Below are 15,990 nucleotides of genomic sequence, written 5' to 3'. Positions count from 1 at the left end.
CTGCGACCGGGCGGTCCGGCCGGGTCCGTGGCCCGCCGTTCCGCACGACCGGTGCGATGACTTGTGGTCAGATCCGGTGTGGCGCGCGCCGGACCGGCCGGCGCCTCCCTCGGGGATCCGGGCCTGCCGACCGGGCCCCCACGGGGTGCGTCCAGGGTCTCACGACGGCATGTGGGCAGGGGTGCGGTCCCAGTCATCCGGCAGCGGCGGAACCTGCCACCCCGGATCGGGCCGCCAGTGCTCCCAGCCGTCCCGGAACGGCGAGCCCCACGCCGCGATCACCTCGACCGCTGCGAGCCCCGCCTCCCGGACCCGGGCGGCGGTCGCCCGGTCCATCAGACCGACGTGCTGCGCCTGGGCGAACTCGTCCTCGTCGAGCCACTTCCAGCTCCGGTCCGGGTGCACGGAGATGTCGAGAAAGTGATCCTCGGAATCCACCCCTCCGGCCCACCGGGTGTGCGGCTCCTCCAGGTTCACGTACCAGTTCCGGAAGGTCCACCCCCGGTCCCAGAAGAGCCAGACCGACCACGGGTCCCCGGGCCGGGCCAGCTTCAGCACCCCGGCGCCGAACCAGGTGGAGCGGGCCGTGGTGCGCGGGGCGGTGTAGCGGGTGGCGAGCGGTTCGGCGTGCACCTGGGTGCCGTCGGCCAGGACCGGCCGGACGCACTCGGTGCCGGGCGCCATCCAGACGGCGAGCAGCTCGGCGGTGTCCTGGACGACGGTCACCGGGCGGCAGATGTGCACGGGCGGTCCGCCGGGCGGCCGGTGGGCCCGGCCGTTGTCGCGGTAGCGCCAGAGGATCTGGTCCCCCGGCGCCCAGCGTGCGCACTCTCCCGTACCTGTCATGGATGGATCTTACGGAGCGTCCGCGCCCGCCCGCTGCGACTCAGGTCACCCGGTGTGCCCGGGCGGCGCCGGACGGGTCACCCGGGAACCCCACGGGCCCCGGGTGACCCTCGCGTCACGGCCGTGTCATCCGCAACACGTCGAGCGCCTGGTCCAGTTGCTCCAGGGTCAGCTCGCCGCGCTCCACGTACCCGGCGGCGAGCACGGTCTCGCGGATCGTCGTGCCGTCCTTCAGCGACTGCTTGGCGACCTTCGCGGCCGCCTCGTAGCCGATGTACTTGTTGAGCGGGGTGACCACCGAGGGGGAGGACTCGGCGTAGGCACGGGCCCGCTCCACGTTGGCGGTGATGCCGTCCACCGTGCGGTCGGCCAGCAGCCGGGAGGCGTTGGCCAGCAGCCGTACGGACTCCAGCAGGTTCTTCGCGATGACCGGGAGCATCACGTTCAGCTCGAAGTTGCCGGCCGCGCCCGCCGTGGCGACCGTGGCGTCGTTCCCGGTGACCTGGGCGGCGACCATCAGGACCGCCTCCGGGATCACCGGGTTGACCTTGCCCGGCATGATCGAGGAGCCGGGCTGGAGGTCGGGCAGGTTGATCTCCGCGAGGCCGGTGCGCGGCCCGGAGGCCATCCACCGCAGGTCGTTGGAGATCTTGGTGAGCGAGACCGCGATCGTACGGAGCTGGCCCGAGGTCTCCACGAGCCCGTCCCGGGCCCCCTGCGCCTCGAAGTGGTCGCGCGCCTCGGTCAGCGGCAGCCCGGTGGCGGCGGCCACCTCCGCGATCACGGCGGCGGAGAAGCCGGGCGGGGTGTTGATGCCGGTGCCCACCGCCGTACCGCCCAGGGGGAGTTCGGCCAGCCGGGGCAGGGAGGCGCGCAGCCGCTCCACGCCGTAGCGGACCTGGGCCGCGTAGCCGCCGAACTCCTGGCCGAGGGTGACCGGGGTGGCGTCCATCAGATGCGTACGGCCGGACTTGACGACCTCCGCGAACTCGGCTGATTTCCGCCCCAGGGATTCCGCCAGATGGTCCAGTGCGGGGATCAGATCGGCGGTGACGGCGGCGGTCGCCGCGATGTGGATGGAGGAGGGGAAGACGTCGTTGGAGGACTGCGAGGCGTTGACATGGTCGTTGGGGTGGACCTCGCGGCCGAGCCGCTCGGTGGCGAGGGTGGCGATGACCTCGTTGGTGTTCATGTTCGACGAGGTGCCGGAGCCCGTCTGGAAGACGTCGACCGGGAAGTGCGCGTCCCAGCGGCCCGACGCGACCTCGGCCGCCGCCTCCTGGATCGCGTCCGCGACCTCCGGGTCCAGCACCTTCAGTTCGGCGTTGACCTTGGCGGCCGCGCCCTTGATCCGGGCCAGCGCCTCGATGTGCGCCCGCTCCAGCCGCTGCCCGGAGAGCGGGAAGTTCTCCACCGCCCGCTGGGTCTGCGCCCGCCACTTGGCGTGAAGGGGGACCTTCACCTCACCCATCGAGTCGTGCTCGATCCGGAACTCCGCGCTGTCCTGCGGATCTGTCGTCGCGTCGGCCATCGTGTTTAAACCTCCTGCAAAAGATGAGCACATGTCTTGTTCCAGCTATTCCCAAGTCGCCTACCGGCCAGTAAATACCCGGGGTAACCACACACCCGGGAGGCGCAATGAGGCGCACCAGGCTCAGAATCCGAGGGCTCCGCAGCCTTCACCGGCTCCGCCGCACGGCCGCCGTCACCGCCGTGTTCGCGGTGGCCGCCACCACTCTGGCGGTCGCCGGACCGGCCGGCGCGGCCGATTCGGGTACCGGCACCGGCACACTCGCATCCACTCCTCTCCCGCCCGCGCTCGAGACGATCCGGGCGGCCGAGGCCACCCAGCTGTACGGCAGTCCGGCCGAACGGCCGCTCGCCGAACGGAAGACCGGGCTGATCTCGCTGGGCGACAGCGAGATCTCCGGCGAGGGCGTCGGCACCTACGACCCCGGCACCAACGGGCCGGACAACTGGTGCCATCGCTCGCCGGAGGCCGCCATCCACCGCACGGGCATCGCGGCGGACGTCACGTACAACGTCTCGTGCTCCGGTGCCTATACCGGGAACATCAAAATCGGCGGAAACAAGCAGTACGCCGACGAGCTGGTCCAGAGCGACAGCCTGGCCATCAAGGCCCGCAACACCCGGATCAAGATGGTCGTCCTGGTCGCCGGGGCCAACGACGACCTCCAGTTCGGCCCGGTCATGACCGACTGCGTGGTCCGCTACATCACCCTCCAGGGCCCGTGCGAGCCCAAGTACGCGGGCGGCTGGCAGGCCCGCGTGGACGCGCTGGTCCCCAAGGTCGAGGCCACGGTCCGCGACCTGCGCACCGTGATGACCGACGCCGGATACGCGAACGACGACTACAAGCTCGTCCTGATGGGCTACCCGAGCCCGATCGGCCCCGACTTCCGGGACAACCCGGACTTCCCCGGCAAGCTCATCTGCGGCGGCATGGGGTACGACTCCGACACCGTCTGGGGCCGCAACACCGCCGTCCCCGCCTTCCAGGTCGGCATGCGCGAGGCGGCCGCCTCCACGGGCGCCACCTACCTCGACAACTCCCGCCTCTTCCACGGCCACGAGGTGTGCAGCGAGGCCCCCTGGGCGCGCGGGCTCTACATCGACCTGAGCAAGCCCGGACTGCCCGACGAGAACTCCGTACGCCAGTCCTTCCACCCCAACGCCGCGGGCCACCGCGCCTTCGCCTCCTGCCTCACCCAGCTGTACGCCTCCGGCCTCCGCGAGGCGAGCTGTGCCGACCCGGCCAGCACCGGCACCCCGGTGCTCCAGCCCGGCGCCTGGGACGACCAGTTCGTCCCCGTACGGAACGAGGCCACCGGCACCTGCGTGGACGTCCCCGCCTCGGTGACCCGTAACGGCACCGCGATCGGCGGCTGGGACTGCCACGGCGGCCGCAACCAGAACTGGTGGTACGACACCGGTACGCAGACCCTGCGCACCGCGCTCAGCCACGACCGGTGCCTGGACGTCTCCGGCGCCAAGTACACCGCGGGCGCCACGCTCATCGTGTGGAACTGCGCGGGCGCGGCCAACCAGAAGTTCGTCCGCCAGGCGGGCACCATCCGCCCGGCCGCCGCGACCGGACTCTGTCTGACGCTGGCCGGGGCCAAGGACCCGCTCAAGCTCCAGACGTGCGACGGCAGCGCGAAGCAGCGGTTCGCGTAGGCGCGTCCGGCGGGAGGCGGGTGGCGGGCCGTGCCCCCACCCACCTCCCGCCGTCACCACCTCACCGCCCCGCCATCACCGCGCCCAGGATCGCCGCCAGATACGCCGGGTCGTCCACGCCGCACAGTTCGCGGGCCGAGTGCATCGAGAGGCCGGGCACGCCCACGTCCACCGTGGTGACGCCGAGGCGGGCGGCGGTGAGGGGGCCGATCGACGTGCCGCAGGGCATCGCGTTGTTGGAGACGAAGGGCTGCCAGGGGGCGCCCGCCCGCTCGCAGGCGGCCGTGAAGACCGCGATGCCGGTGGAGTCGGTGGCGTACCGCTGGTTGACGTTCACCTTGATGGTGGGGCCGCCGTTGGGGAGCGGGCGGTGGTCGGGGTCGTGGCGCTCCGCGTAGTTGGGGTGCACCGCGTGGGCCATGTCGGCGGAGACGCAGAACGCGCCCGCCAGAGCCCGTGACCAGTCCTCGTCGCTGCCGCCCCGGGCCGCCACCGAGCGGGAGAGGACCCGCTCCAGCAGCGGGCTCTGGGCGCCGGTCTCGGAGCCGCTGCCCACCTCCTCGTGGTCGAAGGCGGCCAGCACGGGGACGAAGGACGGCTCGGTGACCCCCGTCGCCGCGTCCACCAGGGCGGTCACCCCGGCGTGCACCGAGACCTGGTTGTCCAGCCGGGACGCCACGACGAACTCCCGCTCGGCGCCCAGGTATCCGGGCGGCTGGATGTCGTGCAGCATCAGGTCCCAGCCCAGCACGTCGGCCGGGTCCTCCCCGACGGCCGCCGCCACCAGCCGCAGCAACTCGCCCTCGCGCGGATCGCCCAGTGCCCAGATCGGGGCGATGTGGCGCTGCCGGTCCAGCGCCACCCCCTCGTTGACCGTGCGGTCCAGGTGGATCGCCAACTGCGGTACGCGCAGGAGCGGTTCGTCGAGCTGGACCAGCCGGGTGCGCGGGGTGCCGTCCGGGCCGCAGCGCAGGGCCAGCCGGCCGGAGATGCCGAGGTCCCGGTCGAGCCAGGTGTTCAGCGGGACCCCGCCGTAGATCTCCACCCCGATCTGCCGCCACCCCGAACTGCCGGTGTCCGGTGCCGGTTTGATCCGCAGGTTCGGCGAGTCGGTGTGGGTGCCGACGATCCGGAACGGGGTGTGCGCGGGCGCGCCCTCGGGGACGTACCACGCGATCAGCGCACCGGCCCGGGCGACGAAGCAGCCGCCGGTGGCCCCGGTCCAGTCGTCTGTGCCGAGCAGCTCGCGGAATCCGGCCTTCTCCAGCCGCTGGGCGGCGCTCGCGACCACGTGGTACGGGGAGGGGCTGGCGGCGATGAAGGCGAGCAGGTCGTCGGTGTGGCTGCGGTGGGGGGCCGGGGTCATGCGGCGTCCGCCTTTCCGGATTCGGCAGTGGCCGCGCGGGCGAAGGGTCCGCGAGGCGTCGAGGCGTGCCCGGCGGGTCAGGCCGGTGCGGAGTTTCCAGGAACGTCCGACCACCCTTCGCGGCGCTCCCGCCCCGGCGCAAGCCCGCCCGGCGGCGGGCTGCGGGAAAGCGGCGGTGCGGGGGCCACCATCCACCGGGTGCGGGGACTGCGGCGCGCGGCGCCGGAGCCCGGGGCGTTGCCTAACGCCTGGTGGCGCGGGGTCCGTTCGGTCGAGCTGACAGCGCCCTGCCCGTGAGGGGCGCGCGGCCCGCGCGAGGACCGGCGGAGGGGCGCCCGCGCGGGGCGCACCGGTTGCGGGCCCTGTGGCCCGGAAGGTGCCCGCTCTCGCGAAATTGGCTTGATCTCGACGTACAGGGGTGGTGGGCCGGACGGTCGTACGGAGGTGGCCTCTCGGGCCCGGACGCGGGAGAGGGGCGCCCGTCGGGACGCCCCTCTCACTGCTGCCGGTGCCCGGCGGCCGGTGTCAGCCCAGGCCGGGGCCCCGGACCGGAATGCTGGTGAACGTCGGCGCGGGGGCGGGCTCGGTGAAGAAGTCGTTGCCCTTGTCGTCGACGACGATGAACGCGGGGAAGTCCTCGACCTCGATCCGCCAGACCGCCTCCATGCCCAGCTCCTCGTACTCGACGACCTCGACCTTCTTGATGCAGTCCTGCGCGAGGCGGGCCGCCGGGCCGCCGATCGAGCCGAGGTAGAAGCCGCCGTGCGTGCCGCAGGCGTCGGTGACCTGTTTGCTGCGGTTGCCCTTGGCGAGCATCACCTTCGAGCCGCCCGCCGCCTGGAACTGCTCGACGTACGAGTCCATCCGGCCGGCCGTCGTCGGGCCGAAGGAGCCGGAGGCGTACCCCTCGGGCGTCTTCGCCGGGCCCGCGTAGTAGACCGGGTGGTCCTTCAGGTACTGCGGCATCTCCTCGCCCGCGTCCAGCCGCTCCTTGATCTTGGCGTGCGCGATGTCGCGCGCCACGACCAGCGGGCCGGTCAGCGAGAGCCGGGTCTTCACCGGGTACTTGGTCAGCTCGGCCAGCACCTCGTCCATCGGCCGGTTGAGGTCGATCTCCACGACGTCACCCGCCTCGTCCAGGTGCTCGTCGGTGGTGTCCGGGAGGAAGCGGGCCGGGTCCTTCTCCAGCTGCTCCAGGAAGACGCCCTCGGCGGTGATCTTCGCGGTGGCCTGGCGGTCGGCCGAGCAGGAGACGGCGATGGCGACGGGGAGCGAGGCGCCGTGCCGGGGCAGGCGCACCACGCGCACGTCGTGGCAGAAGTACTTGCCGCCGAACTGCGCGCCGATGCCGATCTTCTGCGTCAGCTCGAAGACCTTCTCCTCCAGCTCCTTGTCCCGGAAGCCGTGCCCGGTGGGGGAGCCCTCGGCGGGCAGCTCGTCCAGGTAGTGCGCGGAGGCGTACTTGGCGGTCTTCAGCGCGAACTCCGCCGAGGTGCCGCCGACCACGATCGCCAGGTGGTACGGCGGGCAGGCCGCGGTGCCGAGCGAACGGATCTTCTCCTCCAGGAACTTCATCATGGAGGCCTCGTTGAGGACGGCCTTCGTCTCCTGGTAGAGGAACGACTTGTTGGCCGAGCCGCCGCCCTTCGCCATGAAGAGGAACTTGTACGCGCCGCCGTCGGTGGCGTACAGCTCGATCTGGGCCGGGAGGTTGGAGCCGGTGTTCTTCTCGTCCCACATGGTCAGCGGGGCCATCTGCGAGTAGCGCAGGTTGAGCTTGGTGTACGCGTCGAAGATCCCGTGCGAGAGGGCCTCCTCGTCACCGCCCTCGGTGAGCACGTTCTGCCCGCGCTTGCCCATGACGATCGCCGTCCCGGTGTCCTGGCACATCGGCAGGACGCCCGCGGCGGCGATGTTGGCGTTCTTCAGGAGGTCCAGCGCCACGAACTTGTCGTTGGAGGAGGCCTCCGGGTCGTCCACGATCCGGCGCAGCTGCGCCAGGTGGGCCGGGCGCAGATAGTGCGAGATGTCGTGCATGGCCTCGGCGGCGAGCGTGCGCAGCGCCTCCGGCTCGACCTTGAGGAACGTACGGCCGTCGGCCTCGAAGGTGGAGACACCCTCGGCGGTCACCAGACGGTACGGCGTGGTGTCCTCCCCCAGGGGGAGCAGATCGGAGTACGCAAACTCTGCCATGACGGCCATTCCTCACTCGGCGACAGCGGCTGACCTCCCTCGGGCAGCGCGTCAACCAGGGTAGAGCGCCCCCTCCGGGCCGATCCTGTGAGGTAAGGCTCACCTGGAGACCACCCCGCCACGGCACGGATGCGGGCGCCCCGGGAGGGGCGTTCCGGTGGCGGGCACGCCGTCCGGAGGGGTAGTCGCGATCTATCGCGTTTGGGTACGCTGGGGCGGTGGACCTAGAGAAGCAGCCCCAGCAGCCCGCCGCACCGGCCACCCCGCCGGCCGCCCGGGTCTCGCCCGCCGAGTTCGCGCCCGCTGACTCCCTCCGCGCCTCCGACGCCGACCGCGACCGGACCGCGGACATCCTGCGGGAGGCGCTGGCCGAGGGGCGCCTGACGGCGGACGAGCACGCGGAGCGGGTCGACCTGGTCTACCGGGCCAAGACGGTCGGTGAACTCCAGCCCCTGGTCCGCGATCTGCCCGCCGCCGGCGGGCCCGCGGGCGCGCGTCCGGCCCCGCAGCCGTACGCGTACGGCCCCGAGGTCCCCGACGGCCCGACCGACAACCTCGTGGCGGTTTTCAGCAGCGCCGTCCGCAAGGGCCGTTGGCGCGTCGGCGCCCGGACGAACGCCTTCTCGCTCTTCGGCAGCGTGGAGATCGATCTGACGGAGGCGCTTTTCGGCCAACGACTCACCGTCATCAACGCGACGTCGATCTTCGGCAGCGTCGAGATCCGGGTGCCGCAGAACGTCACGCTGCGCGGCACCGGCTCGGGTGTCCTCGGCAGCTTCGAGATCCGGGCGGCGGAGTCGGACGACCCGGAGGCCCCGGTCGTCGTGGTGAACGGCTATGCGGTGCTCGGCAGCGTGGAGGCGAAGCCCAAGAAGGGCAAGTTCGTCGCGGACCTCCAGCGGCGGCTGCGCAAGCACCTCGGATACTGACGGCGGCCCGGCGGACGCAGGTTAGGGAATCAGCCAGAACGGCGCACGGAGCCCTTGTCGCGCCCCGTGCGCCGGTGCCGCTGCGTGCATAGCCGTACACGCAACGGGTATGGACTGCTGCATCGTCTCTCGCTCGCGAAGCCGTAGCCGTCGTCAGGAGTAGACCGTGCTGCAACCGCCGCATCAGCCTCTGCAGGTCGCCGCCGTTCCTGCCCAGCGGGCCCCCGCCCGGGAGGACGAGGCGGGCCCCTGGCACTCGGAGGCGGTGTGCCGCCGGGACGAGGCCGGGCTGTTCTTCGCCCCGTCCAAGGAGCCGACCGCCGCCCGCCTGGCCCGTGAGGAGGCCGCCAAGCGGGTCTGCGCCCGCTGTCCGGTGATGGTGGCGTGCCGGGAGCACGCGCTGATGCAGCCCGAGCCGTACGGGGTGTGGGGCGGCCTCACCGCCGCCGAGCGCCGGGTCGCGCTGGCCCGCCGTCGCCGGCGCGACATCGAGCTGACCGCCGCCGCACCGGCGGAGCGCATAGCCGCGGCGGGCTGAGGTGGAACGGACGGGGGAGGGGGCGCGGGCCCGTGGCCCGCGCCCCCTCCCCGTACGCCGTCTTGGTCTTCCGGCTGCTTCGCGCGGTGGGACTACGCGGTGGGACTACTTCGCGCGGTCGAAGTCGATGGCGCTGTAGGCGCGCAGCTTCGACAGCCGGTGGGTCGAGGAGATCGTCCGGATCGTGCCGGACTTGGAGCGCATCACGATCGACTCGGTGGTCGCCGTCTCCGCGCGGTACCGCACACCGCGCATCAGCTCACCGTCGGTGATCCCCGTCGCCACGAAGAACACGTTGTCGCCGCTGACCAGGTCGTCGGTGGAGAGCACCCGGTCCAGATCGTGGCCCGCGTCCAGCGCCTTCTGCCGCTCCGCCTCGTCCTTGGGCCAGAGCTTGCCCTGGATGACACCGCCGAGGCACTTTATGGCGCACGCCGAGATGATGCCCTCGGGGGTGCCGCCGATGCCCATCAGCAGGTCGACGCCGGTGCCCTCGCGGGCGGCCATGATCGAGCCCGCCACGTCGCCGTCGGAGATGAACTTGATCCGGGCGCCGGTCTCGCGGATCTCCTTGACGATGCCCTCGTGGCGCGGGCGGTCCAGGACGACGACGGTGACGTCCTCGGGCGTGGAGTTCTTCGCCCGCGCGACGCGCCGGATGTTCACCGACACCGGGGCGTTGATGTCGACGAAGTCCGCCGCCTCGGGCCCCGTGACCAGCTTGTCCATGTAGAAGACCGCGGACGGGTCGAACATCGCCCCGCGGTCGGCGGCCGCCAGCACGGCGATCGCGTTCGGCATGCCCTTGGCGTTGAGCGTGGTCCCGTCGATCGGGTCGACCGCGATGTCGACCTCGGCGCCGGTGCCGTCACCGACCCGCTCGCCGTTGAACAGCATGGGGGCCTCGTCCTTCTCGCCCTCCCCGATGACGACGACGCCGTTCATCGAGACGGTCGAGACGAGGGTGCGCATGGCCTTCACGGCGGCGCCGTCGGCGCCGATCTTGTCGCCGCGGCCCACCCAGCGCCCGGCGGCCATCGCGGCGGCCTCGGTGACCCGGACCAACTCCAGGGCCAGGTTGCGGTCGGGGGCCTCCGGGGAGACCTCCAATGGGGACGGCAGATGATGCTCGGACATCGGAGCGCACCTTTCTGTACGGCGACGACCGGATATGAGGGTGCTGTGACTCTATCGGTAGGTCGATAAAATGAGCAGTGCGGGTCACGCATGAGCGCCCCGTTCCGTGTCTCCGCCGCCACCCACCGTCAGCGCCCGCGGTCGGCCCGACCCTGCGGCGGCGCGCGCCGGGCCGCGTGCCACCATGGATGCCGTGGCAAGCAAGCGAGGCAAGCAGACGGTCCGGAACATGTTTCTGTCGACCCTGGTGACCGCCGCCTGTGCGGGCGTCATCTACATGTTCGTTCCGCACGACGAGAACCTCGACCCCATCAAGCGGGTCGACTTCTCCGTGGAGCTGGCGACGGTGCGCGTCACCGCCCCGTACCCGGTCGCCGCGCCGGAGGGCCTGCCGGAGAAGTGGAAGCCGACCTCCGTCTCGTACGACGGGGCCGCGGGTCAGGCCTGGCACCTCGGCTTCCTCGACCCGGACGGCAAGTACGTCGCGGTCGAGCAGTCCACCACCACCCCGCGCGAGTACGTCCCCCAGGTCAGCCAGAAGGCCAAGAACACGGGGAAGACGGAGACGATCGCGGGCCGCGCGTGGCAGTACTGGGAGGGCGAGAAGTACGACGCCCTGGTCCTGCCGGAGAAGGGGCACACCACCGTGGTGACGGGCTCGGCGCCCAAGGAGCGGCTGGTGGAGATGGTCGAGGCGCTGCGGACGGAGCCGACCGGAGGCCCTGCGGCGTCGCCGTCGGCCTCTGCTTCGCCCTCCGCGTCGGCTTCGGCTTCGGCCTCCTGACCGTACGTACGCGAAGGGGCCCGGGAACACAGGGTGTTCCGGGGCCCCTTTCGCATGGCGCCTGGTGCGTGGCCGCTCAGACGGTGGTGATGACCTCGTCGTACGAGAGGCGCGGGCTGCGCGGGAACCAGGCGTCCTCGCCCGGCTTGCCGATGTTGACGACCATCAGCGGGGTGTGGTCGTCGTCCAGGAACTCCTTCTGGATACCGGCGGCGTCGTAACCGGTCATCGGCCCGGCGGCCAGCCCGGCGGCCCGGACGCCGATGATGAAGTAGGCGGCCTGGAGCGCGGCGTTGAGACCGGCGGCCGACTCACGGACCGGGCGCTCCGAGAAGAACATGTCCTTGGCCTGCGGGAAGTGCGGCAGCAGCGCCGGAAGCTCCTCGTGGAACTCGTTGTCGGCGGCCAGGATCGCGACCAGCGGGGCGGTGGCGGTCTTGGGGCGGTTGCCCTCGGCCATGTGCTGGACCAGCCGCTCGCGGCCCTCGGCGGAGCGGACCAGGACGACACGCAGCGGCGACTGGTTGAAGGCGGTGGGGCCGAACTTCACCAGGTCGTAGATCGCCTGGACCTGCTCGTCGGTCACGGGCTCGTCGGTGAAGGTGTTGGCCGTACGGGCCTCGCGGAAGAGGAGGTCCTGGGCGGCGGGGTCGAGAACGAGGGACATCGGGACAGACCTTCCGAACGGGGGTGTGTGCATGAGTAAGCAACGCACTGAACCGTAACGGAGAGGTAGGTTAACTTTCAACTAAAACCGGAGTGGAGTGGTCCACTCCACACACGGACCGACGTTCAGGAGCCGGAGGGCTCGTCCTCCTGGGGGCGGGCCAGCGCCGCGTCCAGCCGGGCCCGGGCGCCCTCCAGCCAGTGGCGGCAGATCTTCGCCAGCTCCTCGCCCCGCTCCCACAGGGCCAGGGACTCCTCCAGCGTCGTGCCGCCCGCCTCCAGCCGGCGTACGACCTCGATCAGCTCGTCCCGCGCCTGCTCGTACCCGAGCGTGCTCGTCGCGGCAGCCGCCGCCGTACCGTCGTCCGTCATGTGATCCACCCTAGATGTGAGCTGTTACGTCATCGTGGGGACGGCCCAGGCCCCCGCCGCCGCTGGGTCGACTCATCCGCCCCCGTCCCCGTCCACCCGCACCGTGAACTCGCCCTCCGACACCCGCGCCCGCAGCGGCTCGCCGGGCGCCCCGGCCTCGGCGGGGGAGCGGACCACATGGCCGTCGGGGCGCTGGAGCACCGCGTACCCCCGCTCCAGCGTGGCGGCGGGCGAGAGCGAGACGACCCGGGCCCGGGTGTGCGCCAGCTCCGAATCGGCCCGGTCCAGCAGATGGCCCAGCACCCGGCGGCTGCGCCCGACGAGCGCGTCGACCTCCGCCTCCCGCTCGTCCACCAGCCGCCGGGGGTGCTCCATCGAGGGGCGCCCCAGGGCGTGCGCGAGCCCCCGCTCCTCGCGGTCGAGGATGCCCCGGACGGTCCGCAGGGCCCGGTCGCGGAGCTGCTGCACCCGCTCCAGCTCCTCGCCCACGTCCGGCACGACCTTCTTGGCCGCGTCGGTGGGGGTGGAGGCGCGCAGGTCGGCCACCAGGTCCAGCAGCGGGGAGTCCGGTTCATGGCCGATCGCGGAGACCACCGGCGTACGGCAGCCGGCCACGGCCCGGATCAGCTGCTCGTCGGAGAACGGCAGCAGATCCTCCACGCTGCCGCCGCCCCGGGCCACCACGATCACGTCCACCTCGGGCAGCGCGTCCAGCTCCTCGATCGCCTGGACCACCTGGGCGACCGCGTTCACCCCCTGCACGGCGGTGTTGCGGACCTCGAAGCGCACGGCGGGCCAGCGGCGGCGGGCGTTCTCCAGGACATCGCGCTCGGCGGCGGAGGCCCGCCCGCAGACCAGCCCGATGAGCTGCGGCAGGAAGGGGAGCGGCTTCTTCCGGTCCAGCGCGAAGAGCCCTTCGGCGGCCAGCGACTTCTTCAGCTGCTCCAGCCGCACCAGCAGCTCACCGATGCCGACCGGCCGTATGTCGGTGGCCCGGAGCGACAGCTGCCCCCGGGGCGCGTACCACTCGGGCTTGGCGAGGACGACGACCCGCGCGCCCTCGCTCACCACGTCGGCGATCCGGTCGAAGACCTGCCGGAAGCAGGTCACGCTCACCGAGATGTCGTGCGAGGGGTCGCGCAGGGTCAGGAAGACGACCCCGGCGCCCGGCCGCCGCGACAGCTGGGTGATCTGCCCCTCCACCCAGATGGCACCGAGCCGGTCGATCCATCCCCCGATCAGGCGCGACACCTCACCGACGGGCAGCGGCGCTTCCGCGGACGTGTTGAGAGCCATGCGCCCGAGCGTATCGGCACGCACCGACAACGGAGGCCGGTCCGCGCACGGGGGATGAGCCCCTCACCGACAGCGGAGGAGACCGGCTCTGTGCGCGGGGAATGACGGCCTCACCGCCCGCTCCCCGCCCCCCGTGCCCCCGCGCCCTGCACCGCCAGGACCACGAACCCGATGCCCAGCCAGCACAGCCCCACCACCTGCGCGCTCGTCGTGGCCTCCATGATGACGGCGACGAGGATCCCCGCCCCCACCACCGGTACGAGCACGTGCTTCCACCAGACGGGCTCCCCGGCCATCCGGCGTACGACGAACCAGCCGACCACCGACGCGTGCAGCAGCACGAACGCGGTCAGCGCCCCGATGTCCACGACCGACACCAGATGGTCCAGCCCGTCGTCGCGCCGGGCCGCCCACACCGCCGCCACCAGCGTCACTACGGCCGCACCCAGGATCGCGAGCCGCGGTACGCCCGACTTCGGGTCGACCTTGGCGAGGAGGTGCGGCAGCCGCCGCTCCCGGGCCATCGCGAAGACGAGGCGCCCGGCGGCGGCCTGCCCCGCCAGCGCAGCGAACGCCGCACCGATCGCCTTGCTGACCGCCACCAGGTCGTGCAGCCAGGTCCCGACGGAGGCGTCGACCGCGTCGTAGAAGGCCGACCCCTGCGCCGCCGGATCCGCCGCCAGCTCCGCCGAACTCATCGGCTCCAGGAGCGCCGCCAGATAGGTCTGGGCGATGAACAGCACACCCGCCAGCACCAGGCAGAACAGCACCGCCCGCGCCACCTTCTGCGACCCGCCCGTCACCTCCTCCGCGAACGAGGCGATGGCATCGAACCCCAGATACGACAGCACGGCCACCGACACCGCGCCCAGCACCGCCGCCATGGAGAACGCGGCATCCCCGGTGAACGGCGTCAGCCACCCCCGCTGCGCCCCGTCCTGTACGAGCACGACCACGGCCGACACCACGAAGACCAGCAGCACCACGATCTCCATGGCCAGCACGGCGAACCCGACCCGCGCGGCCGCCCGTACGCCCCACAGGTTGAGGAGCGTGGTCACGAGCACGGCGAGTGCGGTCCACACCCACCGCGACACCTCGGGGACCAGGGCGTTCATCGCGATCCCGGAGAAGAGGTAGGCGACGGCCGGGATCAGCAGATAGTCGAGCATCGCCATCCACCCCGCGATGAACCCGGGCCCTTCCCCGAGCCCCTTGCGGGCATACGTGAAGACCGAGCCCGCGAAGGGCGCGACCCGCACCATCTGGGCGTAGCTGAAGGCGGTGAACCCCATGACGACGGTGGCCACGACATAGACGAGGGCGACCGAACCGCCGGACTTGGCGTCCAGGGTGCCGAAGATGCCGACGGGGGCCATGGGGGCGATGAAGAGGAGCCCGTAGACGACGAGATCCCGGAACCCGAGGGTCCGCCGCAACCGCCCTTCCTGAACGCTGCTTCCGCCGCTTTTCCCCTTGTCGCTCCCCGAGACCGACGCCATGAACCCTCCACCCTCACCGACCGTGACCACACGTCACGACCAGTCTGTCCACGCGGCCGTCATGGCGCCTGTTCGGTACGGCCTTACGATGGGACGCATGACTGCAACGCCCAGCCCGTCACCCGCCGCCGCCCCGAGTGGAGGCGCTACGCGCCGCAGTAACACCCGCCGTGTCCTGCTCGCCGCTCCCCGTGGCTACTGCGCGGGCGTGGACCGCGCCGTGATCGCCGTCGAGAAGGCCCTGGAGCAGTACGGGGCCCCGATCTACGTCCGTCACGAGATCGTGCACAACAAGTACGTCGTGCAGACCCTGGAGAAGAAGGGCGCGATCTTCGTCGACCAGACGACGGAGGTCCCCGAGGGCTCCATCGTGATGTTCTCCGCGCACGGAGTCGCGCCCACCGTCCACGCGGAGGCCGCCGAGCGCAAGCTCGCCACCATCGACGCGACCTGCCCGCTGGTCACCAAGGTCCACAAGGAAGCCGTCCGGTTCGCCAAGGAGGACTACGACATCCTCCTGATCGGCCACGAGGGCCACGAGGAGGTCATCGGCACCTCCGGCGAGGCCCCCGACCACATCCAGCTGGTCGACGGCCCCGAGGACGTGGCGAACGTCGAGGTCCGCGACGAGTCGAAGGTCGTCTGGCTCTCCCAGACCACCCTCTCCGTCGACGAGACGATGGAGACGGTGGACGCGCTCAAGTCGAAGTTCCCGAACCTCCTCTCGCCGCCCAGCGACGACATCTGCTACGCCACGCAGAACCGCCAGATCGCGGTGAAGAAGCTCGCCGAGGACGCCGAACTGGTCATCGTGGTCGGCTCCAAGAACTCCTCGAACTCCATCCGCATGGTCGAGGTCGCCCTCGACGCCGGTGCCCCCGCCGCCCACCTGGTCGACTTCGCGAGCGAGATCGACGAGGCGTGGCTGGAGGGCGTGACGACGGTCGGCCTGACCTCCGGGGCCTCGGTGCCGGACGTCCTCGTCGACGGGGTCCTGGAGTGGCTCGCGGAGCGGGGTTACGCGGACGTGGAGACGGTCAAGACGGCCGACGAGTCGATCACGTTCTCGCTCCCCAAGGAGCTCCGCCGCGACCTGCGCGCCGAGGCCGCCGCCCTTTCCGCCGAGTAGCCGCGCACGGCGCCGGGCCTGCCCGTACGGTGTT

14 protein-coding genes are annotated in these 15,990 nt (G+C 71.7%); 5 read left to right on the top strand and 9 right to left on the bottom strand.

Annotated features, from left to right (window positions below; all coding sequences use genetic code 11):
- Positions 1-159: 159 nt before the first annotated feature.
- The gene (fomD, locus tag DJ476_RS10995; RefSeq protein WP_103416543.1) at positions 160-846 is read right to left on the bottom strand and encodes a cytidylyl-2-hydroxypropylphosphonate hydrolase; all 687 of its coding nucleotides are present in this window, start codon (positions 844-846) and stop codon (positions 160-162) included.
- A gap of 115 nt (positions 847-961) precedes the next feature.
- The gene (locus tag DJ476_RS10990) at positions 962-2,377 is read right to left on the bottom strand and encodes a class II fumarate hydratase (RefSeq protein ID WP_112490404.1); all 1,416 of its coding nucleotides are present in this window, start codon (positions 2,375-2,377) and stop codon (positions 962-964) included.
- 107 nt (positions 2,378-2,484) lie between these two features.
- Here DJ476_RS10990 and DJ476_RS10985 point away from each other — a divergent pair, with 107 nt between their 5' ends.
- Complete coding sequence (locus tag DJ476_RS10985; RefSeq protein WP_103416541.1) at positions 2,485-4,044, top strand: ricin-type beta-trefoil lectin domain protein; 1,560 nt, start codon at positions 2,485-2,487, stop codon at positions 4,042-4,044.
- Between the two features lie 61 nt (positions 4,045-4,105).
- On the opposite strand, the gene DJ476_RS10980 is transcribed toward DJ476_RS10985, so the two are convergent.
- Positions 4,106-5,410: a M18 family aminopeptidase gene (locus tag DJ476_RS10980; protein WP_103416540.1), complete on the bottom strand. Its 1,305-nt coding sequence runs from the start codon at positions 5,408-5,410 to the stop codon at positions 4,106-4,108.
- A gap of 525 nt (positions 5,411-5,935) precedes the next feature.
- On the bottom strand, positions 5,936-7,603 hold the full coding sequence (locus DJ476_RS10975) for a fumarate hydratase (protein WP_070205174.1): 1,668 nt from the start codon (positions 7,601-7,603) through the stop codon (positions 5,936-5,938).
- Positions 7,604-7,821: 218 nt separating this feature from the next.
- Between DJ476_RS10975 and DJ476_RS10970 the strand changes: the two genes are divergently transcribed.
- On the top strand, positions 7,822-8,532 hold the full coding sequence (locus DJ476_RS10970; RefSeq protein WP_070205173.1) for a DUF1707 SHOCT-like domain-containing protein: 711 nt from the start codon (positions 7,822-7,824) through the stop codon (positions 8,530-8,532).
- 166 nt (positions 8,533-8,698) lie between these two features.
- On the top strand, positions 8,699-9,070 hold the full coding sequence (locus tag DJ476_RS10965; RefSeq protein ID WP_103416539.1) for a WhiB family transcriptional regulator: 372 nt from the start codon (positions 8,699-8,701) through the stop codon (positions 9,068-9,070).
- A gap of 105 nt (positions 9,071-9,175) precedes the next feature.
- On the opposite strand, the gene glpX is transcribed toward DJ476_RS10965, so the two are convergent.
- On the bottom strand, positions 9,176-10,207 hold the full coding sequence (glpX, locus tag DJ476_RS10960) for a class II fructose-bisphosphatase (protein ID WP_070205172.1): 1,032 nt from the start codon (positions 10,205-10,207) through the stop codon (positions 9,176-9,178).
- A gap of 184 nt (positions 10,208-10,391) precedes the next feature.
- On the opposite strand from glpX, the gene DJ476_RS10955 reads away from it, so the two are divergent.
- Positions 10,392-10,991, top strand: a complete 600-nt coding sequence (locus DJ476_RS10955) for a DUF4245 domain-containing protein (RefSeq protein WP_112490403.1) — start codon at positions 10,392-10,394, stop codon at positions 10,989-10,991.
- 76 nt (positions 10,992-11,067) lie between these two features.
- On the opposite strand, the gene DJ476_RS10950 is transcribed toward DJ476_RS10955, so the two are convergent.
- From DJ476_RS10950 to DJ476_RS10935, 4 genes are all read right to left on the bottom strand, one after another.
- Complete coding sequence (locus DJ476_RS10950) at positions 11,068-11,658, bottom strand: malonic semialdehyde reductase (RefSeq protein ID WP_070205171.1); 591 nt, start codon at positions 11,656-11,658, stop codon at positions 11,068-11,070.
- A 125-nt stretch (positions 11,659-11,783) separates the two neighbouring features.
- Positions 11,784-12,029, bottom strand: coding sequence for an exodeoxyribonuclease VII small subunit (locus DJ476_RS10945; protein ID WP_070205170.1), 246 nt, complete (start codon positions 12,027-12,029; stop codon positions 11,784-11,786).
- A gap of 72 nt (positions 12,030-12,101) precedes the next feature.
- Entirely contained in the window at positions 12,102-13,325 is a 1,224-nt protein-coding gene (gene xseA, locus DJ476_RS10940) for an exodeoxyribonuclease VII large subunit (protein WP_112490402.1), read from the bottom strand.
- A 110-nt stretch (positions 13,326-13,435) separates the two neighbouring features.
- On the bottom strand, positions 13,436-14,827 hold the full coding sequence (locus tag DJ476_RS10935; RefSeq protein WP_112490401.1) for an APC family permease: 1,392 nt from the start codon (positions 14,825-14,827) through the stop codon (positions 13,436-13,438).
- An 88-nt stretch (positions 14,828-14,915) separates the two neighbouring features.
- Between DJ476_RS10935 and DJ476_RS10930 the strand changes: the two genes are divergently transcribed.
- A complete protein-coding gene (locus DJ476_RS10930; RefSeq protein WP_376083199.1) occupies positions 14,916-15,956 on the top strand; it encodes a 4-hydroxy-3-methylbut-2-enyl diphosphate reductase in 1,041 nt (346 codons plus the stop codon).
- Positions 15,957-15,990: the final 34 nt, after the last annotated feature.

Origin of the sequence: Streptomyces bacillaris, from assembly GCF_003268675.1 — a bacterium.
Classification (GTDB): Bacteria; Actinomycetota; Actinomycetes; order Streptomycetales; family Streptomycetaceae; genus Streptomyces; species Streptomyces bacillaris.
The sequence above is the reverse complement of the archived record's forward strand: the minus strand, read 5'-3'. Positions and strand labels throughout refer to the sequence as shown.

Excerpts from the sequence above, each read along its gene's own strand:
- DJ476_RS10975 (WP_070205174.1), bottom strand. The coding sequence starts at position 7,603 with ATGGCAGAGTTTGCGTACTCCGATCTGCTCCCCCTGGGGGAGGACACC.
- DJ476_RS10950 (WP_070205171.1), bottom strand. The coding sequence starts at position 11,658 with ATGTCCCTCGTTCTCGACCCCGCCGCCCAGGACCTCCTCTTCCGCGAG.
- DJ476_RS10935 (WP_112490401.1), bottom strand. The coding sequence starts at position 14,827 with ATGGCGTCGGTCTCGGGGAGCGACAAGGGGAAAAGCGGCGGAAGCAGC.
- DJ476_RS10930 (WP_376083199.1), top strand. The coding sequence starts at position 14,916 with ATGGGACGCATGACTGCAACGCCCAGCCCGTCACCCGCCGCCGCCCCG.
- DJ476_RS10945 (WP_070205170.1), bottom strand. The coding sequence starts at position 12,029 with ATGACGGACGACGGTACGGCGGCGGCTGCCGCGACGAGCACGCTCGGG.
- DJ476_RS10985 (WP_103416541.1), top strand. The coding sequence starts at position 2,485 with ATGAGGCGCACCAGGCTCAGAATCCGAGGGCTCCGCAGCCTTCACCGG.
- DJ476_RS10990 (WP_112490404.1), bottom strand. The coding sequence starts at position 2,377 with ATGGCCGACGCGACGACAGATCCGCAGGACAGCGCGGAGTTCCGGATC.
- DJ476_RS10955 (WP_112490403.1), top strand. The coding sequence starts at position 10,392 with ATGGATGCCGTGGCAAGCAAGCGAGGCAAGCAGACGGTCCGGAACATG.
- fomD (WP_103416543.1), bottom strand. The coding sequence starts at position 846 with ATGACAGGTACGGGAGAGTGCGCACGCTGGGCGCCGGGGGACCAGATC.
- DJ476_RS10980 (WP_103416540.1), bottom strand. The coding sequence starts at position 5,410 with ATGACCCCGGCCCCCCACCGCAGCCACACCGACGACCTGCTCGCCTTC.
- xseA (WP_112490402.1), bottom strand. The coding sequence starts at position 13,325 with ATGGCTCTCAACACGTCCGCGGAAGCGCCGCTGCCCGTCGGTGAGGTG.
- glpX (WP_070205172.1), bottom strand. The coding sequence starts at position 10,207 with ATGTCCGAGCATCATCTGCCGTCCCCATTGGAGGTCTCCCCGGAGGCC.